Genomic DNA, 25,190 nt, shown 5'->3' with positions numbered 1-25,190 from the left:
GTCGCTTCAGCGGGCGGGCCCGCGCGGTCGCAGGTCCGCCCCGTACGCCGTCGCGTAGTCCGGCACCACGACCCGCGACGCCGGACTCGCCTCGCGCACCCGCGCGACGAAGTCGTCCAGGGCCGTGCCGTCCTTGCGCGGCGGCTCGCTCAGCGGCCGCTCGAAGTCGTCCCAGTGCACCGGCACGACCACACCGGGACGGCCGAGCGCCGCGAGCAGGCGCGGCACATAGCGGTACGTCGACTCGGTCGACGCCACCGCGAGCATCGCCACATCCGGGGCGAGCCCCGCGAAGGACCGCTCGTCGAAGTCGCTCGCCCCCATGAACAGCGCCGACGGCGCGCCGTCCGGCGTCACCTTGAACGCCAGCGTGTCGCCCTCCGGCAGGTCCGCGACCGTCCGGGGCGCCGTCGCGGGCGGCGCGGTCAGGGTGCCGGGCGCGAAATAGGAGTACGCGGCGTTGCGGCTGTGCCGCGAACTCGCCACCTCCACCACGTACCCGTCGAAGTCCAGCACCTCGCCGCCCTTCACGACGACGAGCTGCGCCGCGTCCACGCCGAAGGACCGCAGCACGTGGTACGTCGTCTCCGTCCCGATGACCCGCGCGCCCGTGGCCCGGGCCAGGAAGGGCACGTCGTTGAGGTGGTCCCAGTGGGTGTGCGTGACGCAGATGACCTCCGGTGTGCCCGCGTGCCTGCGGACCAGCGGCTTGTCGGTGCGCAGCCGTGTGGTGGGGTCGAAGGCGCCGGTGAACAGGCCCGTGGCGAAGCGGGTGACGTAGGGGTCGACCAGCACGGTGGCCGTCGCCGGCCGCTTCTTCTGGCCCTGGGCCCGGCGGATGTCGATCCGCCAGCCCGAGGTGCCGAGCCAGCGGTACGTGACGGAGTCCGGCGCACGCGTGCGTCCGTCCGCCGCCTTGCCCGTGTCGGCGGCCGCGGTCCCCGAAAGGACCGGCGCGGCCGCGCCCAGGGCTGCGCCTCTGAGGAGGGTGCGGCGGGCGGGGGTGGTGGTTCTCCCGTGGGTGTTCATGGCGGCAGCGAAGCAGGTGACGTGGCGTCATGTCCAAGATGGGATTGACCGGGGATCGATACGGTTTCGGCTATCGCGGCAGGTCGCCCCGCTCCTCAGACGCCCAAGGGGCTGAAAATGTGCCGGTGCGGCAAGGTTTCAGCCCGTCCGGCGATTGAGGACGAGGCGCGGAGCGCCGATCGGCGGAGGCTGTCCCACCCGAAGGGAACACCCACCCCCGGGGTGCGAAGGCCTACCGCCCCACTGCCCGTCCCAAGAAACGCGCAGTCCGCCCCTGCCCCCGTCCCACGTCCCGAGGCGTCCCCGCGGCCACCACCCGCCCCCCGTCGGCCCCACCCCCGGGCCCGAGGTCCACCACCCAGTCCGCCCCGGCCACGACAGCCATGTCGTGCTCGACGACGACCACGGAGTTCCCCCCGTCGACCAGCTCGTGCAACTGCCCCACCAGGACCTCGACATCCGCCGGGTGCAGCCCGGCGGTGGGCTCGTCCAGGAGGTAGAGGGTGTGCCCACGCCGCACCCGCTGCAACTCACTGGCCAGCTTGATGCGTTGCGCCTCCCCGCCGGACAGCTCGGTCGCGGGCTGCCCGAGCCGCAGATAGCCGAGCCCGACGTCGAGGAGGGCGCGCAGGCTGCGCAGCACGGCGGGGGTGTCGGCGAAGAAGTCGGCGGCGGCCTCGACGGTGAGGTCGAGGACGTCCGCGACGGTGAGCCCGGCGTGGGTGACCTGAAGGGTCTCGGGGTTGTAGCGGGCGCCCCCGCAGTCCGGGCAGGGGGCGTACGTGCTGGGCAGGAAGAGCAGCTCCACGCTGACGAACCCCTCGCCCTGGCACGTCTCGCAGCGCCCGCCCGCCACGTTGAAGGAGAACCGGCCCACGCCGTAGCCGCGTGCCCGCGCCTCGTCCGTCTCGGCGAACACCTTGCGGACGACGTCGAACAGCCCGGTGTACGTGGCGAGGTTGGAGCGCGGTGTGCGCCCGATCGGCTTCTGGTCGACGCAGACGAGGCGGTCCACGCCGGGGAGGTCCGCCGCGTTCTCGGCCAGTTCCCCGATGAGCGTGGACTTGCCGGATCCCGAGACCCCCGTGACGGCGGTGAACGCGCCGAGCGGGAACTCCGCGGTGACGTCCCGCAGGTTGTGCCGCGTCACCGGCCCCACCTTCAACCAGCCCTGCGGCTCCCGCACCTGACGTACCGTCATCGGCGTCCGGTCGAAGAGGAAGCGGGCCGTCGCCGACTCCGCCACCGCCTCCAGGTCCGCCACCGGACCGCTGTGCAGCACCTGCCCGCCGTGCTCGCCCGCGCGCGGGCCCACGTCGACGAGCCAGTCGGCGTGCCGCATCACGTCCAGGTGGTGCTCGACGACGAACACGGAGTTGCCCGCGGCCTTCAGCCGGTCGAGGACGGTGAGCAGGGACTCCGTGTCGGCGGGGTGCAGTCCGGCGGACGGCTCGTCGAGGACGTACACGACGCCGAAGAGGCCGGAGCGCAACTGCGTGGCCAGGCGCAGGCGTTGCAGTTCGCCCGCCGAGAGGGTGGGGGTGGCGCGGTCGGGGGAGAGGTAGCCGAGGCCCAGCTCGGTGATGGTGGCGATGCGGGCGAGCAGGTCGGCGGTCAGGACGTCGGCCGTCTCCGCTCCGGCCGCGCCCGAGCCCGAACCGGCGGCGTCCTCAAGGCACGTGGCCAGTTCGGCGAGCGGCAGCGCGGACATCTCGGCGATGGTGCGGCCCGCGAACGTGACCGCGAGCGCCTCCGGCCGCAGCCTGCTGCCGCCGCACGCCGGGCACGGCTCACTGGCGAGGAAACGCTCGGCCTTCGTACGCAGCGTCGGGCTCTTGGAGTCGGAGAATGTCTTCATGACGTAGCGCCGCGCGCTCATGTAGGTGCCCTGGTACGGGCGTTGGATGCGGCCGGCGTCGCGCACCGGGTGGACCGTCACGACCGGCTGTTCGTCGGTGAACAGGATCCAGTCCCGGTCGGCCTGCGGCAGCTCGCGCCACGGCCGGTCCACGTCGTGCCCGAGGGTGTCGAGGACGTCCCGCAGGTTCTTGCCCTGCCAGGCGCCGGGCCAGGCGGCGACGGCGCCCTCGCGGATGGACAGCGAGGGGTCGGGGACGAGCAGTTCCTCGGTCGTGCGGTGCACCTTGCCGAGGCCGTGGCACTTCGGGCAGGCCCCGGCCGCGGTGTTCGGCGAGAAGGCGTCGGAGTCGAGGCGCTCGGCACCCTCCGGGTAGTCGCCCGCGCGCGAGAACAGCATCCGCAGGGAATTGGAGAGCGTCGTGACCGTACCCACCGACGAGCGGGAGGTCGGCGCCGCACGGCGCTGCTGGAGCGACACCGCGGGCGGCAGACCGGTGATCTCCCCGACCTTCGGCGCGCCCACCTGGTGGATCAGCCGGCGCGCGTACGGGGCGACCGACTCGAAGTAGCGCCGCTGGGCCTCCGCGTAGATCGTCCCGAAGGCCAGCGAGGACTTCCCGGAGCCGGAGACGCCGGTGAACACGGCGAGGACGTCACGCGGGACGTCCACGTCGACACCCCGCAGATTGTGCTCGCGGGCACCCCGGACCCGGACGAAGGGGTCGTGCTCGTGGGCGGGGCGGCTGTGCATGGGCGGGCTCCGTACCGGGCTCGGGGGCAAACCCCACGATTCTAGGCCGGGGCCCGATCCGCACCCCGGGGCGGACCGGGCCGGGCCTCAGGCACCCTCGGGGGCCCGCAGCCCGGCGATCCGGGCGAGCCGCCGGAAGGAGTCCCTGAGGCCCTCGCGGTCGTACGTGCTCGTGGTCACCAGGACCTCCTGGGCGCCGCTCTCCTTGAGCAGCGTCTCCAGCTCCGCGGCCACCTCGTCCTCGGTGCCGTGGAGGTGGCCGCGCAGCCCCGACTCGTAGAAGCCGCGCTCCTTCTCCGTCATCGCGCCCGTCGCCGCACGTTCCTCGACGCTCTCGGCGGACGGCAGCGGCGGGAACGTGCCGTGCGTGCGGGAGTACGCGAGGGACCAGGCCTCGGGGACGAGCAGGCGGCGGGCCGCCTCCTTCGACTCCGCGACGGCGATCGTGCCCGAGACGATCACGTACGGCTCGTCGGACCAGAGCGAGGGCCGGAACGCGGCGCGGTAGCGGTCGACGGCGGCGAGCATCTTCTCGCGGCCCCTGATGTCGCCGACGACCATCGGAAGACCCGCCTCCGCGGCGATCCTGGCGCCCTCGCCGATCGCGAGGACGTACGGCGGGACGCGCATCCCCTCGGCCGGGCGCGCGTGCACGCCCGTGTCCGAGGTGCCGCGGAACCAGCCGAGGAGTTCGGTGAGGTGCTCCGCGAAGTCGTCCGCGTCGTGCTTGTCGCGGCCGAGCGCCCTGCGCACCCCGTCCGTGAACCCCACCGAACGGCCGAGCCCCATGTCGATCCGCCCCGGGAAGAGCGCTTCGAGGACGCCGAACTGCTCGGCCACCACCAGCGGCTGATGGTTCGGCAGCATCACGCCGCCGGTGCCCACCCGGATCGTGCGGGTGGCCCCGGCGACCGCCGCCGCGAGCACCGTCGGCGCGGAACCGGCGACTCCGGGCACGCCGTGGTGCTCGGACACCCAGAAGCGGTGGTAGCCGAGCGCCTCCAGCTCCTGGGCGAGGGCGACGGTGTCCCGCAGGGGCTCCGCGGAGTCATGTCCCTCGCGGGTGCGGGAGCGGTCGAGGACGGAGAACCGCACCCCCTCGGCGCTGGGGGCCGCTGTCCGCGGCAGGTCGCTCTGCTGTTGCTCTCGCACGGCTGCTCCGGGGGAGTGGGATCCGGCTGTCACCCGGCTGATCTCCGCTGCAGCTTCCATGATCCGTCAGGCGTGCGGGGCGGGCAAAGTGATTCTGATCTCTGCGGCGGCCTGCTCTCAGCGGCGGCCCATCAGTTCGGCGACCCGGATGAACCCGTCGGCGCCGTGGCCCTGTCCGATGGCTCGGCGCGCCAGGCCCTCGGCCGCGCGCATCACGCCCGCGTCGATGCCGTGGGCCTCGGACGTGTGGACGATGTGGGCCATGGACGAGGCGACCGAGGTGAGCGGGGTGCCCTCGGCGGAGGCCGTGCCGTCGTCCACCTCCACCGCGAGCTCCTCGAAGATGGGCGGGAGGATGTCGCCGATGCCCTTGGCGAACGGCGCAAGATCGCCCGCGGTGATCCCTTCCGCCCGCGCCACCGCCACGGCGTGGGCATAGCCCGCCATGGCCGTCCAGAAGATGTCGAGCAGCGCGATGTCGTAGGCCGCGGCCCGGCCGATCTCCTCGCCGAGGTGGGTGTGGGTGCCGCCCAAGGCCTCCAGGACGGGCCGGTGCTCGCCGTAGAGGTCCTTCGGGCCGCTGTGGATGAACACCCCGGCCGGGGTGCCGATGGCCGCCGTCGGCGTCATGATCGCGCCGTCCAGATAGCGCACGCCGTGCCCGGCCGCCCAGGCCGCCGTGTCCCGCGCCCGGTCCGGCGTGTCCGCGGTCAGGTTGACCACCGTGCGGCCCTTGAGCGCGGCGGTGACCTCCTCGTGCCGCAACAGGGCGTCCACCGCGTCGTAGTTCACCACGCAGACCACCGTCAGGTCGCTCGCGGCGACCGCCTCCGCCACCGTCCCCGCGCTCACCGCGCCCCGCGCGACCAGCTCTGTGTCCCGGCCAGGCGTCCGGTTCCAGACCGTGGTGCGCACCCCGGCGTCGAGGAACGCGCCCGCCAGGGCCCGACCCATCGGTCCCAGACCGATGACGGTGACGGCAGACTGGTCCGTGGATGTGGATGTGGATGTGGAAGTAGACGTGGAAGTAGACGTGGATGTGGATGCGGGCATGGCTCGACTCCATGGATGATTGACATGTCGACAGATGTAGTGAGGGGCGAGGGGGAGAAGATGACGCGCAGTCGTGCTCAGGACCCGGAGGTGTGCGGGGTGACCGCCGCGATCGCTGTGATCGACGGGAAGTGGAAGACCGCCCTGCTGTGGCTCCTCGAATCCGGTCCGCAACGCCCCGGCGCACTGCGTCGGCAACTGCCGGGCCTCAGCGAGAAGGTGCTGACGCAGGCGCTGCGCGAGATGGAGAGCGACGGCCTGGTGCACCGGGAGGTGCACGACACGCTGCCGCTCAAGACCCTCTACTCCCTGACCGTGTTCGGCCGGGAACTCTCCGAGGCGCTGGGTCCCGTCTCCGACTGGGGCCACCGCCGCCTGAGCAGGCTCACCGACGTCCAGTCGGCTTCCTGACACAGCACCCGATCACCCCGCTTCCCGTCCCGGATCCGGCGGCCCCGCGGCCGCCCCACATCAGGATCACCCGAGCACCGGACACCGCCAAGTACCCACAAAAAAGTGGGTACGGCGGGCGCTCAGGCCGGCTCGGCCATCAGCCGGTGGCAGGCGTCGATCAGCGGATAGGTGTCGTGGAGCCGCCCCGCCCGCTCCAGGCCCACGAGGGCCACCGAGGTGTCCACGAGCGTGCGGCACCGCTCCGCGCGCCGGCTCACGAACGCCCCGAGCCCCGCCGCGGTCGACCCGTGCCGCTCCAGTTCCTCGGCGAGCAGCAAGCCGTCCTCGACGGCGAGGGCCGCGCCGCTGGCCATCTGCGGCGCGGGCGCGTGCGCGGCGTCCCCGATGACCACGCCGTTGCCCCGGTTCCACGGGCCTTCCAGGTACCCCGTCAGCACGGGGCGGCGTACCACCGCGTCCGCGCCGGACACCGCAGGGCGGATCTCCCGCACCCGGCCGGCGAAGGGGCCGAGCAACTCCCGCATGCGCGCCGCGAGTTCAGGCTCGGGCAGGACGTTCCGCGCCACGCCGTTCTCCGTCAGGAACACATACGCCCGGCTCTCCGAGACGGGCACGAGACCCGCCGAGTCCGGCTTCCCGGCGAAGTGGTGGATCCCGGTGAGCCACGAGGGGCGGGGCACCAGCGCCCGCCAGACCATCTGCCCCTGATAGCCGACCGGGCTCTCGAAGCCAAGGAGCCGCCGCACCGTCGAGCGGATCCCGTCCGCGCCGACCAGCAGCTCGACCTGACGTACCGTCCCGTCCGACAGTCGCACCCGGACGAGCCCTCCGTCCTGCTCCACCGCCGTGACCGTCAGCCCGTGCCGCACCCTCACGCCGCACCGCTCGGCCTCCGCGCGCAGGACGCGGTGCAGCAGCGGGCGCGCGATCCCCGCCATCGCCGGTCGCCGCGCACCGATGAGGCGCGGCAACGGGACCTCGCCCGCCATCTCGCCGTCCACCTCCACATGCGTGATGACGCTCATGCCGTATCCCTCGGCCAGACACGCGTCCGCGAGGCCCAGCGCGTCCAGCGCGCGCAGCGCGGGACCCGTCAGGCAGAGCCCCCAGCCGGACGTCGACCCCGACGGGCTCAGCTCGGCGATCTCCACCTGCCAGCCCTTGCGTGCCAGGGCGGTGGCCGCCGCCAGACCGGCGACGCCCGCACCTACGATCACGGCCGTCCGTGCACCGCGAGAACTCTCCATGTCCGCCTCCAGAGCGACGAATTCCTTCAGATTCCTTCAGAGCGACGATGTCCTCGCGACCGTAGGCGGCGGCGGGGTTCCGCCCTGTCCACATCCGGCGAGGACCATCCGCCGTCGGCAACGGGCCGCCCGGAACCCGCCGGGACGGCCCTAAGGTGCCTGCGCCCCGGACCTAAGGCAGCGCGCGCCCCGCAGGATCCGAAGACCTCCCGATGCGGCGCCCCCACCTGGGTGACGACGCTGGAAGCACACCGAATGACCAGCACGTCGAAGGAGGCCGTCGTGATGCATCACGAGTTCCAGACCGCCCGGCAGGCCGAGATCCTCGCCCGGGCCGCGCGCCGCCGCCTGGCCCGCGAGGCCGAGGAGGCGGCGAAGGCGGCGAAGGAGGCGGAGGCGGCCCGCACCGCCGCCGACAGCGGGCCCGCCCCGGACAGCCGCACGCGCTACGCCCGCACCGCGTGACGGAGCAAGAGCCGCGCGAGGCCGTGCCCCCGGCCGGGGCCGCCGCCGACGCCGAATCGGCTGTCCCGCCTCTCGCGCGGCATGCGATGCTCGGCACCATGCAGAGCAGCCACACCAGCCCCGTCTTCGTCGGCCGCAGCGCCGAGCTGACCGCCCTCGGCGAGGCCCTGTCCCGGGCGAACGCCGGGGAGCCCCGCGCCCTCTTCGTGGGCGGCGAGGCCGGTGTCGGCAAGACCCGCCTGATCCAGGAGTTCCTCGGCAGGGCCGCCGCGGGCGGCGCCGTCGTCGCCCTCGGCGGCTGCGTCGAGATCGGCGCCGACGCCCTGCCGTACCACCCCGTCTCCGCCGCGCTGCGCTCCCTGCGCCGCCAGCTCGGCGAGGAGCTCGACGCCGCCGTCGCCGGCCAGGAGGGCGAGCTGGCCCGTCTCCTTCCCGAACTCGGCGAGATGGACCGGGGCCACCTGGAGACCGACGGCCGCGCCCGGCTCTTCGAACTCACCGCCCGCCTCCTGGAGCGCCTCGCCGCGGACCGCACCCTCGTCCTCGTCCTGGAGGACCTGCACTGGGCCGACCGTTCCACCCGCGAGCTCCTGAGCTATCTGCTGCGCGCCCTCACGGACAGCCGCATGCTCATCGTCGCCACCTTCCGCGCCGACGACCTGCACCGCCGCCACCCGCTGCGCCCCGCTCTCGCCGAGTACGAGCGGCTGCGCACCGTCACCCGCGTCGACCTGCTCCGCTTCGACCGCGCCGAGGTCCGCCGCCAGCTCGCCGCCATCCGCGGCGAGGCCCCGCCGGAGCCGGTGCTCGACCGGATCTTCGACCGCTCCGAGGGCAACGCGTTCTTCGTCGAGGAGCTGGCCTGCAGCATCCTCGAAGGCTCACCCGGCGGCATCAGCGACTCCCTGCGCGACCTCCTCCTCGTCCGGGTCGAGGCGCTGCCGGACGAGGCGCAGCGCGTGGTGCGGATCGCCGCCGAGGGCGGCTCCGAGGTGGAGTTCCGCCTCCTCACAGCCGTCACGGGCCGCACCGAGGACGAGCTGATCGAGATCCTGCGCACCGTCGTCGGCGCCGCCGTCCTGCAGCCCTGCGACGACGGCGAGTCCTTCCGCTTCCGGCACGCCCTGATGCGCGAGGCCGTGGCGGGCGACCTGCTGCCCGGCGAGCGCTCCCGGCTGGGCCGCCGCTACGCCGAGGCGCTGGAGGCCGACCCCACGCTCGTACGCCCCGCGGAGCTGACCGGACGCCTGGCCGGGTACTGGTTCGGCGCTCGCGACGCGGCTCGGGCGCTGCCCGCCGCGATCGCGGCGGCGGCCGCGGCGCGCGGCCGGCACGCGTTCGCCGAGCAGCACCACCTGCTCGAACGCGCCCTGGAGTTGTGGGACGACGCCCCCGAGGAGCTGCGCCGCCGCACGATGCGGCAGGGCGTCGAGGACGGCCTGGGCGTGGCGTTCTCCCCGGACGTCACCGGGGACTTCGTGGACCTGCTCGCCGCGGTCGCCGTCGCCGCGCGGCTCGCGGGCGAGCGGGAGCGGGCCCTCGCCCTCTGCAAGCGGGCGCTGCGCACGCTGGAGGGCGACCCCTCGCCGGGTGCGTCCGGTCGCACGGCCGGGGGAGACCCCCTGCGGGCGGCCTGGTTCTGGACCGAGCGCCACCGGCTGGTGCGCGCCCTGTCCCGCTCCGACGGCTGGGACGAGATCGCCCACGCCCAGGAGCTCGTGCAGGGCCTGCCGCCGTCCGTCGTGCACGCCGAGGTGCTGATGAACGCGGCGTACTGGTGGGCGGTGCACCAGCCGGGTCCGACGGCGCTCGAGACCGCTCAACAGGCCGTGGAGATCTGCCGGTCGACGGGCGCCGAGATCGCGGGACTTGCCGCCCAGCAGACCCTGGCCTGGCTCATCATGGACACGGGCGACCTGGAGGAGGGGCTCGCACTGGCCCGCGACGTGTGCGCGCGGGAGCTGACGCCGGGCAACACGGACGTCGTGCTGCGCGGCTACGGCAACGTGGCCACGGCGCTGCACGGCATCGGCCGCTTCGGCGAGGCCGTCGAGGTCGCCGAGGAGGGCAGCGGCCTGGCTGACCGGCACGGCCTTCCGGACATCGCCTCCTTCGTCGACGGCAACCTCGCCGAGTCCCTCACCCAGCTCGGCCGCTGGACCGAGGCCGACGCGGTGCTCGCCCGGGCCGTCGGCCGCCGTGGGGTGAGCGCCCGCACCTGGGGGCAGGTCGCCGAGCAGCGGGCCGAACTGACCCTGGCCCGGGGCGCGTACGAAGAGACCCGGCGCGTCCTCGACGAGTCCGGCGGCTGGACCAGCGGCCCCTACCCGGAGCCGCAGCACACCCTGACCGTGGCCCGGTTCGCCATCGCCCTCGCGGCCGCCGACGGCCGGATCCTGGACGTGCGCTTCCTCCTCGAAGCCGAGGTCGGCGACGGCATCCCGTCCGGCCACCAGCGCTACGGCTGGCCGCTGCTGTACGAGGCCGCGGCGGCGGAGGCGCGGGCCCGCGGGCAGGCGGTGGCCGAGCCGGGGCGCGCGGCGGCGGTGGCGCGGATCCGCGAGGCGATGCGGGGCCAGCCCGACTTCGTGCCGCTGTGGGCCGCGCAGGCCCTGATGATCGAGGCCGAGCTGGTCACGGCCGAGGACGGTGACGCCACCGCTCTCTGGACGGAGGCCGTGGCCGCCGTCGAACAGCTGGAGACCCCGGTGCTCCTCGCCGGCGCCCGGCTTCGGCTCGCCGAGGCCCTGATCACCCACGGCGGCAGTGGGGCCCGCGAAACGGCCGGTGAGCTGCTGCGGCAGGCCGAGAGGGTGGCGCGCGACCTTGGCGCGGTGCCGCTGGAGGCGGAGATCGGCACGCTGGCGGGCCGCGCGCGGATCCCGCTGCGGCAGGCCGACGGGGAGGCGGCCCCGCCCCCGGCGGCGGCGCTGGGGCTGACCGCGCGGGAGCGGGACGTGCTGCGTCTCGTCGCCGCCGGACGGAGCAACCGGCTCATCGCTCAGGAGCTGTTCATCTCACCGAAGACGGCGAGCGTGCACGTCTCCAACATCCTGGCCAAGCTGGGCGCCTCCGGCCGGGGGGAGGCCGCGGCCATCGCGCACCGGCTGGGGGTCTTCGACGAGTAGCCCTGCGGGCCCGGCCCCGCGCGGCGTCCGCCCGGCGCGCGGGACCGGGGTCAGGCGGGAGTGGCGGTACTGTCGGTACTGGCTAGGGTTCCAGCACGAACACGGGAATCACCCGGTCGGTCTTCTCGCGGTACTCGTCGTACGTCGGGAACGCGGCGACCGCGCGCTCCCACCACGCGGCCCGCTCGTCCCCGGTGAGCTCACGGGCCGTCATGTCCTGGCGCTCGGCGCCGTCCTGGAGCACCACGCGCGGGTCGGCCAACAGGTTGAAGTACCAGTCCGGGTGGGTGGGGAAGCCGCCGTTCGTGCCCACGGCCGCGTACCGCCCCTCGTGTTCCACGCGCATGAGCGGCGCCTTGCGGATCTTGCCGCTCTTCGCGCCGCGCATCGTGAGGATGACGACGGGCAGGCCCGTGTCCCACAGCGTCCCCCCGCGCGTACCGCCCGAACTCTCGTACTGCTCGACCTGCTCGCGTATCCACTGCACCGGATTCGGCGCGTACTCGCCCTCAAGAGACATCGCGGTCCTCTCCGTCGTCACTCGCAGATGATGTCGCGCCGTTCCCCACGGGCCTCGCGCGCGAGCGGCGACGCCCTCGCCTCCCTCCCCTTCGTACCCCGGCTCCCGGCGGCCGAAGAGAGGACCGCGGCCTTTATGAGCGCTCCTTGCTCGGAGTATGAGCAAACGATGACGGCGGCCTGTGGGGCGCTCCGGGGCTGTTGTGCTGAGGGCATGAACAGCAAGCGCAAGTCCCGTTCCCGTGCTCCTCGGCGCCCGGCCCGCCACGCCCTGGGCGCGGTCGCCGCCGTCGCCGCCCTCGGCATCGCCCTCGTCGGCTGCGGTGAGAAGGGCTCCGGCACCAGGGACGAGGGGAAGAGCACGACGGCGAGCACCGACACGAAGGTGCTGTGGGTGGGCGACTCCATCGCGGGCGCCGAGGCCCCCGCTCTCGGCGCGGCCCTGAAGGCCAGTGGGGTGGCGTTCAAGGACTCCTCGTCCGACGGCGGCGGCACGATCGTCGACAGCGGCGAGAAGATCACGCGGATGATCTCCGGCGACACCTGGAAGCAACTGACCAAGGACATCGAGTCGTTCCGTCCCACCGTCGTCGCCTACCAGCTCACGACGTACGACTGGGGCAGCGCGGGCCGGCAGCGGGCCGCCTACGAGAAGCTCGTCGACAAGGCCGAGCGCGCCGGCGCCGACGTGGTGCTCGTGCCGTCCCCGCCCATCAAGATCGACGGGTTCTACAAGCAGCACGAGGCGCAGATGCGGACGGCCCCCGAGGTGGCCGCGAAGGTGGCGGGCGCGAGCGGGGGCGCGGCGGCGTTCCTCGACGCCTCGCGGGTGTGGGGCACCGACCACGCGGCGAAGAAGGCGCTGCGGGCCCCGGACGGGATCCACAACTGCCAGCAGGGCGCGGCCGCCTTCGCCCAGTGGTTCACCGGGGAACTCGGCAAGCGGGAGAACTTCACACCCGCGCCGGTGGACTCCTGGGCCCAGAAGACCTGGACCGGCGACGAGCGCTACGGCAAGCTCCGCTGTGCCGCGTGACGCAGCGGCAGCCGAGCCCATGCCCCCGCACCGTCCGGCGCCCCTCTCCGCGCCTCCGCCCCCGCACGGCCGCACGGTGCCCGCCCGGCACCGTGCGGCGCGCCCCGGCACGGCGGGGCGCCCGCACATCGCCGCACTCGACGGGCTCCGCGGGTTCGCGGTCGCGGCCGTGCTGCTCTTCCACGCCGGGCACCTGAGCGGCGGGTTCCTCGGTGTCGACCTGTTCTTCGTGCTCTCCGGGTACCTGATCACCGGGCTGCTGCTCGGCGAGGCGGCGGGACGCGGACGGGTCGCCCTGGGCGCGTTCTGGGGCCGCCGGGTCCGTCGGCTGCTGCCCGCCCTCTGCTGCGTGGTGGTCGTGACCGTCGCGGCCACCTGGGCGTGGGGGAGCGCGGAGCAGCTGCGCTTCGCGCTCGACGACCTGCCGTGGGTCGGGGCCCAGGCAGTCAACTGGCACTACATCGCCGAGCAGATCGGCTACTGGAACGCCTCCGACACCCGCGTCTTCGCCCACCTGTGGAGCATCGGAGTGGAGTGGCAGTTCTACCTGGCCTGGCCACTCGTGGTGGCCGTCGCCGCCCGGGGGCGGTGGGGCGAGCGCGTCGTGGCCGGGCTCGCCGGGTCGGGCGCCCTGGTCTGCCTCGCCCTGACCGTCTCGCTCGGCGCCGCGGTGGACACCACCCGCGCCTACGAGGGCACCGACACCCGGGGCGCCGCCCTGCTGCTCGGGGCGCTCGTCGCCACCGCGCCGGTACGCGGCCTCGCGCGCCGGGTGCCGCGCCGCGCGGCCGACCCGGTGTGCCTGGCCCTGGCGTGCGGCCTCGCGGCGGCGTGGACGGTGACCGAGGGCGAGAAGGCGCCCCAGCTCTTCCAGGGCGGGCTCTTCGCGCACTCGCTGGCCGCGGCCGTCCTGATCGTCCTGCTGGCCCAGGTGCCGGGCACCCGGGCGGCACGGATCGCGGGCGGCCGCCTGCCGCGCGGCCTCGGCAAGGTGTCGTACAGCCTGTATCTGTGGCACTGGCCGGTGTACCTGCTCCTGCTGCCGCGGCTGACGGCCCTCGGGGACCTCGGCGGGTCGGCCGTCGCGATCGGGGTGTCGCTGGTGGCCGCCGCGGTGACGACACGGCTCGTCGAGGATCCGGTGCGGCTGCGGACCGGGTGGGCGCGGGGTCGGCGCGGGCCGGTCGCGGTGGCGGCGCTCGCCCTGGTGGGAGCCGTGCTGTGGGCGGTGGTGCCGGAGCCGGTGATGGGGGCGGGGACGGTGGACGTGGACCAGCTCAGGTGACGCCGGAGCACATCCCACCCGCCCGTACATTGAGCGATCCACCGGATGGCTCACGCGATGCCGGAAAACCCGCCCGCTGTGGAAGGACCCCTCCATGACCCGTGTCCTGCTGATCGAGGACGATCCGGCCGTGCGCCGCGGCATCGTCCTCGGCCTGTCCCGCAACGGGCACGAGACCGAGGCGGTCGGCACCGGCGAGGACGGCCTGGAGGCCCTGGCCGCCTTCAAGCCCGACCTCGTGCTCCTCGACCTGATGCTCCCCGGCATGAGCGGCCTCGACGTGTGCCACCGCATCCGCGAGACCAGCCAGGTTCCCCTGGTGATCCTCTCCGCGCGCGGCGACGACATCGACGTCGTGATCGGCCTGGAGGCGGGCGCCGACGACTACGTGGTCAAACCCGCGGGGGCCGCGGTCATCGAGGCCCGGATCCGCGCGGTGCTGCGCCGCGTCGCCCCCGCCCAGGCCGACACCGCCCCGGGCGGCGGGCCGACCCGCGTGGGCGACCTGGAGATCGACCGCGACGCGCTGATCGTCCGCAAGCAGGGCGAGGAACTCCCGCTCGCCCCCTCCGAGTTGAAGCTGCTCCTCTTCCTCAGCGCCGCCCCGGAGCGGACCTTCAGCCGCCAGCAGCTCCTGGAGGACATCTGGGAGCACAGCTACTACGGCGACGCCCGCCTCGTCGACGCCTGCGTGATGCGGCTGCGCGCCAAGATCGAGGAGGACCCGCGCAGCCCGGTGTACGTCCAGACGGTGCGCGGCTTCGGCTACCGCTTCGGGCCGCTGCCCGCATGAGGTCCGCCCCGCCCCGCGGCCTGCGCCCCCGCCTGGTCGTGGCCTTCGTCCTCGTCGCCGCGCTCAGCGCGCTGATCACCGCCGCGCTCACCTTCCGGCAGGCCCGCAGCGCGATCCTGGACCGCACCCAGAACAGCGCCGTCCACGATCTGCGCCGCCAGATCGACTCGCTCGCCCCCAACCTGCCGCCCGACCCCACCGACACGGACCTGCGCACCTTCGCGCGCCAGCTCGACCGCGCCTCGGGCTCGCGCGCCTGGCACACGGCCGTCTCCCGGGACGGCGGCCCGCTCATCGGCACCGCGGCCGACGTCGGCGGCGCCCTGCGCGACGCGACCAGGAGCGGCGACGCCACCTTCTACGAGCGCGTGGAGCACACCGAAGGACCGCGACTCCTGATCGGCATGCCGATCGACCACACCGCCGGGCACCGAGGAACGGGCAGCGACGGAGGGACCGGCGACGGAGGAAGCGGCACCAGCGGAGGAGCCGGTAGCGGTGGAGGAACCGGTAGCGGCGGAGGAGCCGGTAGCGGTGGAGGAACCGCCAGCGGCGCGGCAGCGGCGAAGCCGTCGGGCCTCGTCGCCTACGCCGTCCTGTCCCTGAAGGGCGAACGGGCCGACATCTCCGCCCTGATCACCGCGGCCTGGGCCGGCGCCGTCCCCGCGCTCGCCTTCGCCGTCGTGCCCGCCCTGTTCGCGGCCCGCCGCGTGCTGCGTCCCGTACGACAGTTGCGCACGGCCGCCGAGAAGATCACCTCGGGCGCCCTCGGCACCCGCCTCGACGTCGTCGGCAAGGACGAACTCGCCTCCCTGACCGGCACGTTCAACACCATGGCCGCCACGCTGGAGCGGGACGCCGCCGAGCTGCGGCGGATGGAGGCCAACGCGCGCCGGTTCGCCGCCGACGTCTCGCACGAGCTGCGGACCCCGCTCGCCGCGATGGCCGTCGTCACGGACGCCCTGGACGAGGACGCCCGCTCGGAGGCGCTGCCCCCGGACACCGCCGACGCGGTCCTGCTCATCAGCGACGAGACCCGCAAGCTGACCGCCATGGTCGAGGACCTGATGGAGATCTCCCGCTTCGACGCGGGCGCCGCCGAACTGCGCCTGGACGACGTGAGCCTCGGCACCGTCGTCCACAAGACGCTTCAACTGCGCGGCTGGCGCGAGCCGGACGAGGTGATCACCGAGCTTCCGGAGGAGGACCCGCGCATCCGGGTCGACGCGCGGCGCGTCGACGTCGTCCTCGCCAACCTGATCGGCAACGCCCTGCGCCACGGCGCCGCTCCCGTCACCGTCCGGGCGACCGTCACACCGGAGACCCTGGTGATCGACGTCGCCGACAACGGCCCCGGCATCCCCGACGAGGTGCTGCCGCACGTCTTCGACCGCTTCTACAAGGCGGACGCCGCGCGCACCCGCTCCGCGGGCAGCGGCCTCGGCCTCGCCATCGCCAGGGAGAACGCACGGCTGCACCACGGCACCCTGGTCGCCGCCAACCTGCCGGGCGGCGGCGCGGTGTTCACCCTCACCATCCCGCGCACGCTCCGGCAGGAGGACCAGCGGTGAAGCGCCGACTCGCCCTCCTCGCCGCCGTGTTGGTACTCCTTTCGGCGGGCTGCGGCGTCGGCTCCACCGGCCCGGTGCGGGCAGGTGCCCCGGCGTCCGGCCTGCGGGCCCCCGGATCCGAGGGCCACTACGCCCACCTCTACTTCGTCGGCCCGTACGGCATCCAGGCCGTCACCCGCGAGGTCGACTCCGCCACGACCCCGCAACGCGCCCTCGACCTGCTCCTCAAGGGCCCCGACGCCGCCGAACGCGCCCGCGGCCTGATCACCGAAGTGCCCCCGATCCACGGGCGGCTGATCGCGACCGTCGACGACGGCGGCGTGGACCTGCGCCTCCCGGTGCCGGTGGCGCAGACGACCGGTGGCGGCGGCCTCGGGCTCAGCCAGATCATCTGCACGGCCGCCAACGCCTCGGTCGCCGACGGGAGACAGCCCCCGGACGTGGACGTACGGGTCTACGAGGAGGGCTACGGAAGCCCCTGGACGGTCCGCTGCAACGCGGCGGGCAACGTCGTTCCCGTCTCCGCGCCCTCCCCGAGCCGGAAGCCCGGACGATAGCCCGACCACCCGGGCCGCTCCGCCCGGGCCGCCTACTTGGTGAACCGGCCCAGATACGCGTCCGCGCCGTCCGGGTCCATCAGCCACGCGCGGTACGTCGACGGATCGGCGTAGCCGTTGGCGAACCGGTGGGCGACCTCCGGGTGGTCGAAGGCGGTCTCGATGGCGCGCCGCAGCTGCTCGGGCTGCGGTTCGCGCAGCATGAACTCGGTGAAGGCGTGCGTGTGCCGGGCGTTGTCCCAGTAGGCGGCGAAGGTCTCCCGCATCCACGGCTCGTCGAAGGGGAGTTCGCCGCGGCCGAGGACGGCGTCGAGGTAACGGGCCGCCGCCCGCGCGGCGTTGTTCGCGCCCTGTCCGGTGATCGGGTCGTGGACGGCGAGCGCGTCCGCCATGCCGAGGACGGGGCGGTCGCCGTCCACGTGGGCCACGGGGCGGCGGACGGTCGGGGTGATCGCGCCGTACAGGGCCGCGCCGGGGTCGGTGGGTTCGGCGCGGCGGAAGCGCTCGTACTCCCAGGGCGCGTACGTCCGCAGGAGTTCGAGGGCGCGCCGCCAGCCGGCGGCGGCGTCGGGGCGGTCGCCCCAGCAGTCGTAGGCCCCGCCCCAGCGCCCCTCGAACAGCACGATGTCACAGGGCCCGCCGACGGTGAGCGCCCGCATGATGATGACGTCACCGGCGGGCGGCACGCCGGTGGTCCTGACGTGTCCGGCGGCCGGGTCGGCGGCGTCGTGCGCGACGCCGTGCACGTAGAAGCAGGCGAGCGTGCGCTGCGGGTGGTCGTGGACCGGCCAGGAGGTGTCGTGGGCGAAGAGCGCGGAGAGCTCCCCGCGTCCGGTGGCGAGCACGGTCAGGTCGTGCGCGGCGGCGAGGTCGGCCACGTCCGCGCGGCCGACCGACCGGTACTCCGCGCGCCCGCCCCGCTCCTCGAACAGCTCAAGCCACGTGGCCAGCTTGACCCGCTGGTCGACGGAGCGGACCTCGTCGTCGAACGGCGCGGTGAACCGGTGCACCGGCGCGTCCGGTTGCCCGTCCGGCTCCCAGTGGCTCAGCTCGAACCCCGGCATCACGGGCGCGGTGTCGTCCCAGAGCGCGAGCCCGGCCGCCCGCTCGATGCCGAGGGCCGGTCCGAACATGAGCTGGGTCGAGGTGACCCGGCCTCCCCGCACCTCCTCCGGGCGCCGCTCGGCCACCAGCGTGACCTGATGTCCGGCCGCGAGGAGCCCGAGGCCCAGCTGCAGCCCCGCCTGCCCCGCCCCCACGATCGCGATCCCGCGCACCTCGTCCTCCGTCCCGCTCCGGCCGCCTCGGCCGGGCACGGTTCAGTCGTACCCAGGGTCCGGCGTCGCCATCTGCGGTCGTTCCGTACGCTGACGGCGTGACGCACCCCAAGAGCCAAGAGCGCGACGGCGCCGCGGCCGAGCGGCCCCTGGCCGTGTTCGACCTCGACGGCACCCTCGCGGACACCGCGCACCGCCAGCGCTTCCTGGAGCGCAAGCCGCGCGACTGGGCGGCGTTCTTCGCCGCCGCCCCGCACGACCCGCCGCTGCCGACCGGCGTGCGCCTCGTCCTGGACAGCGCCGAGGAGTGCGACATCGTCTACCTCACCGGGCGGCCCGAGCGCTGCCGCGCCGACACCGAGGCGTGGCTGGCCGCGCAGGGGCTGCCCGCGGGGCCGATCCGGATGCGGCCCGACCACGACCGGCGGCCCGCGCGCCGCACCAAGCTGGAGATCCTGCGCGCCCTCGCCCGCGACCGCGAGGTCCGGATGCTCGTGGACGACGACGAGTTGGTGTGCGTCGACGCCGAGCGCGCCGGGTTCACGGTGGTGCGGGCGCGGTGGGGGACCGCCTCCGCGGAGCTGCGGGACGCGCAGGAGCGCCAGGGCCGTACCTGAGGGCGGGCCGGGCCCGGTGGCTCAGGCCGAGTCCTCCAGGCGGAAACCGACCTTCAGGCCGACCTGGTAGTGCTGGATCTGTCCGTCCTCGATGTGGCCGCGCACCTGCGTGACCTCGAACCAGTCCAGGCCGCGCAAGGTCTGTGCGGCGCGTTCGATGCCGTTGCGGATGGCCTGGTCGACGCCTTCGTGCGAGGTGCCGACGATCTCGGTGACCCGGTAGGTGTGGTCGGACATGGGCGGGCTTCTCCTCTCCGCGGCGTTGCGGTGCCCTCCACGGTAGTGCCGGGGGCCCGCCGGGGCCCGTTGGCGGGAGCGCGGAGATTGGGCACGCAACGTTCACAGAAGTGTCACGGATCCCTTCACGCCCCTTGACCGATGACTTGGTACATACCAAAATCCTGCACACCCGTTCGAGCTTCAAGCTCTTCCCCACGTCGGGCCCCCTCCGCCCTGTCCGCAGGCAGAAAGTGACCGACGTGAACCGCCGCCGCCTCCGCATCGCCCTCTCCCTCACCCTGGCCCTCGCCTCCACCGCCCTGCTGCCCGGCTGCGGCCGTCTGCCCGGGGGCGGGGACGACAGCAGCACCGTGCAGGTGTGGCTGATGCGGGGCAGCGCGTCGGACGCCTTCGTGAAGCGCTTCACCGAGGACTTCGAGAAGCGGCACGGCAACATCGACCTGGACATCCGCATCCAGGAGTGGACCGGCATCGGCGAGAAGGTCAAGGCCGCCCTCAAGGACGACGACGGACCGGACGTCATCGAGGTCGGCAACACCCAGGTCGCGCAGTACGTCGACCAGGGCGGCCTGGAGGACCTCACACTGGAGTCCGCGCGCGACCTCGGCATGGAGGACTGGCTGCCGGGCCTCGCCGAGCCCGGGCGCTACGACGGCGGCCAGTACGGCATCCCCTGGTACGCCGCCAACCGCGTCGTCATCTACAACAAGGACCTGTTCGCGCAGGCCGGGATCGAGCAGCCGCCGAAGACGCGCGCGCAGTGGCTCCAGGACACCCGGCGGCTCGACTCCGGCGGCACACAGGGGCTCTACCTGGCCGGTCAGGACTGGTACACGCTCGCCGGATTCATCTGGGACGAGGGCGGCGACCTGGCCAAGGGGGAGAAGTCCGGCTCCTGGCGGGGCACCCTCGACACGCCCGCCGCGCTGCGCGGGATGGAGTTCTACAAGCAGCTCCAGGCGCTCGGGGACGGGCCGCCCGACGCCGACGAGGAGCACCCGCCGCAGTCCGGCGTGTTCGCCAAGGGCGACGTCGCGCAGATCATCGCCGTGCCCGGCACCGCGCGCGCCATCGAGGCGAAGAACCCGAAGCTCAAGGGCAAGCTCGGCTACTTCCCCATCCCCGGCAAGACCGCCCGCGAGCCCGGCGCCGTCTTCACCGGCGGCTCCGACCTGGTCGTGCGCGACGGCACCGACGAGCGCAAGGGTGCCGTCGAGGTGGTGAAGGCCCTCGCCGGGGACAAGTGGCAGAAGGACCTGGCCCGCACGATGGACTACGTCCCGAACAAGACGACGCTGGCGTCCGCCGTGTCCGGGGAGGCCGGGGTCGCCGCGATGGCGGCCGGGGCCGCGCGGGGGCGGGCCACGCCCAAGTCGCCCGCGTGGGCGGCCGTGGAGGCGGACAACCCCATCAAGGCGTACATGTCCAAGGTCCTCGCCGGCGGTGATCCGGCCGTCGAGGCCAAGGCCGCGTCCGGCCGGATCACCAAGGCGCTGGACCCCGCGGGGCACTGAGGCCGCCCGGCCGGGCGCGACCCGAGCCGCGCCCGGCGCCGTGGGCGGAGCAGGCCGACGTCAGGCCTCCGCCCCGGCGACCGTGCTCAGGGACAGCGCGAAGCGGGCCCGCTCGTCCGTCCACCAGTGGGTCAGTGACAGGCCGGCCGCCGCCAGTTCCGCCTTCACCACCTCCTCGCGGAACTTCGCGGAGATCTCCGTGCGCAGCTCCTCGCCCGCCGCGAAGTGCACGGCGAGGTCGAGCGCGGGGATCTTCACGGTCTGGGCGGCCCGGGACCGAAGGCGCATCTCGATCCACTCGTGGTCGCGGTCCCAGACGGCGACGTGGGCGAACGCGTCCGGGTCGAAGTCCGCGCCCAGCTCGCGGTTGATGACGTGCAGGACGTTCTTGTTGAACGCGGCGGTCACGCCCGTCGCGTCGTCGTACGCCGCCACGAGCACCCCCTCGTCCTTGACCAGGTCCGTGCCGAGGAGCAGCGCGTCACCGGGGGACAGCAGGCCGCGCACCGACGTGAGGAACGCGGCGCGCTCGGCGGGCAGCAGATTGCCGATCGTGCCGCCGAGGAACGCGACCAGACGCGGCCCCGGCGTGCCGGGCAGCGCGAGGCCGCGGGTGAAGTCGGCGATGAGGGCGTGCACATCGAGGGCGGGCCGCTCGGCGATCAGCGTGTTGGCCGCGCCGGTGAGCGCGGACTCGCTGACGTCGACCGGGACGTAGGTGTGCAGCGATTCCATCGCGTCGATCAGGTGCCGGGTCTTCTCCGACGAGCCCGAGCCCAGCTCGACGAGGGTGCGCGCGCCCGTCGCCGCGGCGATCCCGGCGGCCCGGGCGACGAGGATCTCCCGCTCGGCGCGCGTCGGGTAGTACTCGGGCAGCGTGGTGATCTCGTCGAACAGGGCGCTGCCGCGCGCGTCGTAGAACCACTTGGGCGGCAGGGACTTCGGAGTCCGGGAGAGGCCGTGCAGGACGTCGGCGCGCAGTGCGGCGCCCGCGGCGTCCTCGGGCAGGGTGCGGGTCAGCAGGAACGGGCTCACGCGGTGGGCTCCTTGAGCGGGGTCAGCAGGATGTCGGTCCTTGTGGCGGCGAGCAGGGTGCGGTCGGGCACCTCGCGCCAGGACGGGTCGTCGTCGTAGGGCTCGGAGGCGACGACGGTGCGGCCGGTGCGGCCGGGCTCGGTCAGGTACCAGAGGGTGTCGCCCCACGCCGTCGCGGCGATCGTCTCGCCGTCGGTGAGGAGCAGGTTCAGACGGGACGCGGGCGCGGCACGCGCCACCTCCACGGTGACGTCGCCGAGCGCCTGCGCCGCGTCGTCGCCGCGCCGCAGCCGCTCCAGGACCAGCGCCCACACGAGCGCCGAGTCGCAGCGCGCCTCCAGGGACAGCAGATCGGCGGGCGGCAGCGTGGTCGCGACCGCGGCGAGCGAGTCGGGCCAGCCGGACACCGCCCCGTTGTGGCTGAACAGCCAGGGCCCCGCGGCGAACGGCGCCGCCGCGGCCTCCCCGTCCGCGCCCGCCTCGGTGGCGTCCCGCACCGCGGCGAGCAGCGCGCCGGAGCGCACCACGCGGGCCAGGTCGGCGAAGGACTGGTCGCCCCAGATCGGCCCGGCCCTGCGGTAGCGGGCCGGCACCGGGTCGCCGTCCGCGTACCAGCCGACGCCGAAGCCGTCCGCGTTGACCGTCCCGTGCCGCTGCCTGCGCGGCGCCCACGACTGCCGGAACAGGCTGTGCGCGGGCTCCACGAGCAGCGCGCCGAGCGCCTCGGGCTCGCCCAGGAACGCGAGGTGACGGCACATCAGAGAACCCCCTCGGAGGTCTCGGCGGCCGTGACGTCGCGTGCCGTGCGGAAGCCGGAGAAGATCTGCCGCCGCACCGGATGGTCCCAGTTGCGGAACGTGCCCCGGCAGGCCACCGCGTCGACGGAGAAGGCGCCGCCGCGCAGCACCTTGTAGTCGCCGCCGAAGAACACCTCCGAGTACTCGCGGTAGGGGAAGGCGACGAAGCCCGGGTAGGGCAGGAAGTCGCTGGCCGTCCACTCCCACACGTCACCGATCAACTGCCGTACGCCGAGCGGCGACTCGCCCAGCGGATAGCTGCCCGCGGGCGCCGGGCGCAGATGCCGCTGGCCCAGGTTGGCCCGCTCCGGCGTCGGGTCCGCGTCGCCCCAGGGGTAGCGCAGCGACCGGTCCTCGCCCGGGTGGTGGCGCGCGGCCTTCTCCCACTCCGCCTCGGTCGGCAGCCGCCGCCCGGCCCAGCGCGCGTACGCGTCCGCCTCGTACCAGCTGACGTGCAGCACCGGCTCGTCGCCCGGAACCGGCTCCAGGGCGCCGAAGCGCCGCCGCAGCCACTGACCCGCCTCGCGCCGCCAGAACAGCGGCGCCGTCAGCTTGTTGCGGCGCACCGCCTCCCAGCCGCGCTCGTGCCACCAGCGCGGCTCCTCGTAGCCTCCTGCGTCGATGAAACGCTGGTACGCGGCGTTGGTGACCGGCGCGGTGTCGATGAAGTACGGCGGTACGAAGCGCCGGTGCGCGGGGCGTTCGTTGTCGAGCGCCCACGGCTCCGCCGACGTGCCCATCATGAACGGGCCGCCGGGCACGAGCACTTCGGGCGGACCCGTGAACACGGGCGCGGGATCCGGGTCCGGCGCGGTGAGCGCGGGGGCGCCCGACCGCAGCTGATGGGTGATCAGCATCGTTTCGTCGTGCTGCTGCTCGTGCTGCGCGATCATCCCGAAGGCGAAGCCCGCGTCGGTGAGCAGCGAACCGTGGAACGGCGTGCTCTCCAGGACGTCGAGCGCGCGGCCCCGCACGTCGGCGGCGTAGCGGCGGGCCTCGTCGGGGGCGAGCAGCGGCAGCGAGGGCCGGGTGGCCCGGGGGTGCTCGAACGCGTCGTACAGCGAGTCGATCTCGGGCCGCAGCGCGGCACGGCCGCCGACCGCGCGCAGCAGCCACTGCTCCTCCTGGTTGCCGATGTGCGCGAGGTCCCACACCAGCGGGGACATCAACGGCGAGTGCTGCGCGGTCAGTTCGCCGTCCTCGACACAGGAGGTGAGCAGCGCGGTGCGCTCGCGCGCGGCGAGCAGCGCGGTCTGCGCCCGGACCCGCAGCGCCTCGGGGTCGGTCGGGGAGCCGTTCGTGGGTCCCGTCGTGGAACCGGTCATCGGTGTGCGTCCTTCCCGAAGAGAGGGGTCCCGTCCGTGCGCGCCCCGGCCTCGTGCGTACCGTCTCCGTGCGCCCCTGCGCCGTCCGCCCCGTCCGGGGGAGCCGCGTCGAGCAGGTCGTCGGCGGGGCAGCGGCCGCGGGCCACATAGCGCTCGGTGTGCGCCGCGACGACCGACAGGACGTGGCTGTCGGCGCCGAGTCTCGGCAGCGCCTCGAGCGCGGCGGCGAAACAGGCCGCGGCGGCCTCGTGCAGCTCCGCGTCGGCGAGTCCGTGGCGCGCCGCGTCCAGCCACAGCGGGCTGTGCGGCGGCGGGGTGGCACCCGCGCGCTCGGCCAGGGGCTTGACGGTGCGGTAGGCCGTCTCCGCGGCGCCCGCGTCGTCGAACAGCGCGCTCGTCACCGCGAGCGGCACGATCCAGCCGTCCTCGCCGGGCTGCGCGTCGACCATCCGCAACTCCAGGTGGCCGCGCGGCCGGACCGGCGGGAACAGCGTGGTGAGGTGGTAGTCGAGATCGGCGCGGGTGGGCGGGCGCGGCGCCCCGGAGCGGGCCCAGGACCGGAAGCTCAGGCCGTCGGGAACCAGCCAGGGCGCCTCGTCGGCCGGATCGGTGCGCACGCACATCACGGGCGCGTCGAGCGCGTGCCGGGTCCAGGCCGCCCGCGGCTCCTCGTCGAGGGCGGGCGCCCCCGACCTGCCCGGGTCGATGCCCGCCCACACCGCCTGCCGGGTGGAGCGCCAGCCGGTGCGGCGGCCGTCCTGCAGCGGGGAGTTGGCGAACGCGGCGACCAGGACGGGGCCGAGCAGATGGGCCAGGCGCCAGCGGCGGGCATAGCCCAGCGGCCCGGGCTCCTCGTACCCCGCGTCCAGGCAGATCTGCACGGACGCCGTGGAGCACATCATGCGCCGCCCGGCCTCGCCGGTGCGGTCGAACCAGCTCTCCATCGCGTCGTAGCGCGGCTCGTGCAGGATCCGCGCGGGCGCGCGCCACGGGTCGGCGCCGAGGCCGGTGAGCGTCAGGTCCAGGGAGCGGAGCGTGTCGCGGACGACGGCCAGATCGGCCGATACGGCTGACACGCACTCCATCAGGGACGCGGCGGGAAGCGAGCTGAGCTCCAGCTGGCCGCCGGGTTCGACGGTGACCGTCGAGTGCAGGGGCTTGGTCCGCAGTGCCGTGCGAGCGGCTTCGACACGGGCGGACGACACGGGCGTGCGGGGCGCGTCCGGTGTGTGCAGGAGCCATTCCAGCTCCACACCGGTGACGGCGGGCGGTCCCGTCTTGAAGCAGATGCCGCGCACCAGGGCCTCGATCTCGGCCTCGGTGACGGCCTGGCCGAGACGGGCTCGGCGTTTCGTACAGTCTCCCTCTGGCATGTCGCGGGTCCTCCTGTTCGGCCCGCGCGGGCGGACTGCCCGCGCAGCGCTCGTAACACCCAAGACCTTCAACCTATTTCGCACAAGACTGCCCTCGTGGCCGGGAAATACCGTTGCGACGGCCGACAGGCACGGCACACCATCTGTTCATG

22 protein-coding genes are annotated in these 25,190 nt (G+C 74.1%); 10 read left to right on the top strand and 12 right to left on the bottom strand.

Annotated features, from left to right (window positions below):
- Positions 1-6 precede the first annotated feature (6 nt).
- From AB6L24_RS04445 to AB6L24_RS04430, 4 genes are all read right to left on the bottom strand, one after another.
- A complete protein-coding gene (locus AB6L24_RS04445; protein WP_405652314.1) occupies positions 7-1,029 on the bottom strand; it encodes an MBL fold metallo-hydrolase in 1,023 nt (340 codons plus the stop codon).
- Positions 1,030-1,261: 232 nt separating this feature from the next.
- On the bottom strand, positions 1,262-3,640 hold the full coding sequence (locus tag AB6L24_RS04440; RefSeq protein WP_405652312.1) for an ABC transporter: 2,379 nt from the start codon (positions 3,638-3,640) through the stop codon (positions 1,262-1,264).
- A gap of 87 nt (positions 3,641-3,727) precedes the next feature.
- The gene (locus tag AB6L24_RS04435; protein ID WP_405652310.1) at positions 3,728-4,792 is read right to left on the bottom strand and encodes an LLM class flavin-dependent oxidoreductase; all 1,065 of its coding nucleotides are present in this window, start codon (positions 4,790-4,792) and stop codon (positions 3,728-3,730) included.
- Positions 4,793-4,909: 117 nt separating this feature from the next.
- Positions 4,910-5,845, bottom strand: a complete 936-nt coding sequence (locus AB6L24_RS04430) for an NAD(P)-dependent oxidoreductase (protein ID WP_405652308.1) — start codon at positions 5,843-5,845, stop codon at positions 4,910-4,912.
- A 60-nt stretch (positions 5,846-5,905) separates the two neighbouring features.
- Between AB6L24_RS04430 and AB6L24_RS04425 the strand changes: the two genes are divergently transcribed.
- Positions 5,906-6,256: a winged helix-turn-helix transcriptional regulator gene (locus AB6L24_RS04425; protein WP_405652307.1), complete on the top strand. Its 351-nt coding sequence runs from the start codon at positions 5,906-5,908 to the stop codon at positions 6,254-6,256.
- A gap of 122 nt (positions 6,257-6,378) precedes the next feature.
- On the opposite strand, the gene AB6L24_RS04420 is transcribed toward AB6L24_RS04425, so the two are convergent.
- Positions 6,379-7,476, bottom strand: coding sequence for an FAD-dependent monooxygenase (locus AB6L24_RS04420; RefSeq protein ID WP_405652306.1), 1,098 nt, complete (start codon positions 7,474-7,476; stop codon positions 6,379-6,381).
- 285 nt (positions 7,477-7,761) lie between these two features.
- On the opposite strand from AB6L24_RS04420, the gene AB6L24_RS04415 reads away from it, so the two are divergent.
- Positions 7,762-7,971, top strand: coding sequence for a hypothetical protein (locus AB6L24_RS04415; protein WP_405652304.1), 210 nt, complete (start codon positions 7,762-7,764; stop codon positions 7,969-7,971).
- A complete protein-coding gene (locus AB6L24_RS04410; protein WP_405652302.1) occupies positions 7,968-11,099 on the top strand; it encodes an AAA family ATPase in 3,132 nt (1,043 codons plus the stop codon). Before AB6L24_RS04415 ends, AB6L24_RS04410 begins: the two co-directional genes overlap by 4 nt.
- Before the next feature lie 82 nt (positions 11,100-11,181).
- On the opposite strand, the gene AB6L24_RS04405 is transcribed toward AB6L24_RS04410, so the two are convergent.
- The gene (locus AB6L24_RS04405) at positions 11,182-11,619 is read right to left on the bottom strand and encodes a nitroreductase family deazaflavin-dependent oxidoreductase (protein ID WP_405657031.1); all 438 of its coding nucleotides are present in this window, start codon (positions 11,617-11,619) and stop codon (positions 11,182-11,184) included.
- A gap of 213 nt (positions 11,620-11,832) precedes the next feature.
- Between AB6L24_RS04405 and AB6L24_RS04400 the strand changes: the two genes are divergently transcribed.
- From AB6L24_RS04400 to AB6L24_RS04380, 5 genes are all read left to right on the top strand, one after another.
- Entirely contained in the window at positions 11,833-12,654 is an 822-nt protein-coding gene (locus AB6L24_RS04400) for an SGNH hydrolase domain-containing protein (protein ID WP_405652300.1), read from the top strand.
- A gap of 19 nt (positions 12,655-12,673) precedes the next feature.
- Positions 12,674-13,939, top strand: coding sequence for an acyltransferase family protein (locus AB6L24_RS04395; protein ID WP_405652298.1), 1,266 nt, complete (start codon positions 12,674-12,676; stop codon positions 13,937-13,939).
- 94 nt (positions 13,940-14,033) lie between these two features.
- Complete coding sequence (locus AB6L24_RS04390) at positions 14,034-14,732, top strand: response regulator transcription factor (protein ID WP_405652296.1); 699 nt, start codon at positions 14,034-14,036, stop codon at positions 14,730-14,732.
- Positions 14,729-16,303, top strand: a complete 1,575-nt coding sequence (locus AB6L24_RS04385; RefSeq protein WP_405652294.1) for an ATP-binding protein — start codon at positions 14,729-14,731, stop codon at positions 16,301-16,303. Before AB6L24_RS04390 ends, AB6L24_RS04385 begins: the two co-directional genes overlap by 4 nt.
- Entirely contained in the window at positions 16,300-16,860 is a 561-nt protein-coding gene (locus AB6L24_RS04380) for a hypothetical protein (RefSeq protein ID WP_405652292.1), read from the top strand. The genes AB6L24_RS04385 and AB6L24_RS04380 overlap by 4 nt, the downstream gene beginning before the upstream one ends.
- Before the next feature lie 32 nt (positions 16,861-16,892).
- On the opposite strand, the gene AB6L24_RS04375 is transcribed toward AB6L24_RS04380, so the two are convergent.
- Positions 16,893-18,176: a styrene monooxygenase/indole monooxygenase family protein gene (locus AB6L24_RS04375; protein WP_405652290.1), complete on the bottom strand. Its 1,284-nt coding sequence runs from the start codon at positions 18,174-18,176 to the stop codon at positions 16,893-16,895.
- Positions 18,177-18,235: 59 nt separating this feature from the next.
- Here AB6L24_RS04375 and AB6L24_RS04370 point away from each other — a divergent pair, with 59 nt between their 5' ends.
- Positions 18,236-18,754, top strand: a complete 519-nt coding sequence (locus tag AB6L24_RS04370; RefSeq protein ID WP_405652288.1) for a hypothetical protein — start codon at positions 18,236-18,238, stop codon at positions 18,752-18,754.
- 21 nt (positions 18,755-18,775) lie between these two features.
- Here AB6L24_RS04370 and AB6L24_RS04365 read toward each other — a convergent pair whose 3' ends face one another.
- A complete protein-coding gene (locus AB6L24_RS04365; RefSeq protein WP_030362570.1) occupies positions 18,776-18,991 on the bottom strand; it encodes a dodecin in 216 nt (71 codons plus the stop codon).
- Between the two features lie 242 nt (positions 18,992-19,233).
- Here AB6L24_RS04365 and AB6L24_RS04360 point away from each other — a divergent pair, with 242 nt between their 5' ends.
- Positions 19,234-20,508, top strand: coding sequence for an extracellular solute-binding protein (locus AB6L24_RS04360; RefSeq protein WP_405652286.1), 1,275 nt, complete (start codon positions 19,234-19,236; stop codon positions 20,506-20,508).
- 60 nt (positions 20,509-20,568) lie between these two features.
- Here AB6L24_RS04360 and egtD read toward each other — a convergent pair whose 3' ends face one another.
- The 4 genes from egtD to egtA are packed head-to-tail and all read right to left on the bottom strand — an operon-like array spanning position 20,569 to position 25,038.
- Positions 20,569-21,543 (bottom strand): L-histidine N(alpha)-methyltransferase, encoded by a 975-nt coding sequence (egtD, locus tag AB6L24_RS04355; RefSeq protein WP_405652284.1) that lies wholly within the window; start codon positions 21,541-21,543, stop codon positions 20,569-20,571.
- Complete coding sequence (egtC, locus tag AB6L24_RS04350) at positions 21,540-22,301, bottom strand: ergothioneine biosynthesis protein EgtC (RefSeq protein WP_405652282.1); 762 nt, start codon at positions 22,299-22,301, stop codon at positions 21,540-21,542. Before egtC ends, egtD begins: the two co-directional genes overlap by 4 nt.
- On the bottom strand, positions 22,301-23,665 hold the full coding sequence (gene egtB / locus AB6L24_RS04345) for an ergothioneine biosynthesis protein EgtB (protein ID WP_405652280.1): 1,365 nt from the start codon (positions 23,663-23,665) through the stop codon (positions 22,301-22,303). The genes egtC and egtB overlap by 1 nt, the downstream gene beginning before the upstream one ends.
- Positions 23,662-25,038, bottom strand: coding sequence for an ergothioneine biosynthesis glutamate--cysteine ligase EgtA (egtA, locus tag AB6L24_RS04340; protein ID WP_405652278.1), 1,377 nt, complete (start codon positions 25,036-25,038; stop codon positions 23,662-23,664). Before egtA ends, egtB begins: the two co-directional genes overlap by 4 nt.
- Between the last annotated feature and the right edge of the window lie 152 nt (positions 25,039-25,190).

The sequence above is a fragment of the Streptomyces sp. RK9 genome (genome assembly GCF_045070545.1).
Taxonomy (GTDB): Bacteria; Actinomycetota; Actinomycetes; order Streptomycetales; family Streptomycetaceae; genus Streptomyces; species Streptomyces alboflavus.
Note: the sequence above shows the minus strand (reverse complement) of the source record. Positions and strands in the feature narration are given on the sequence as shown.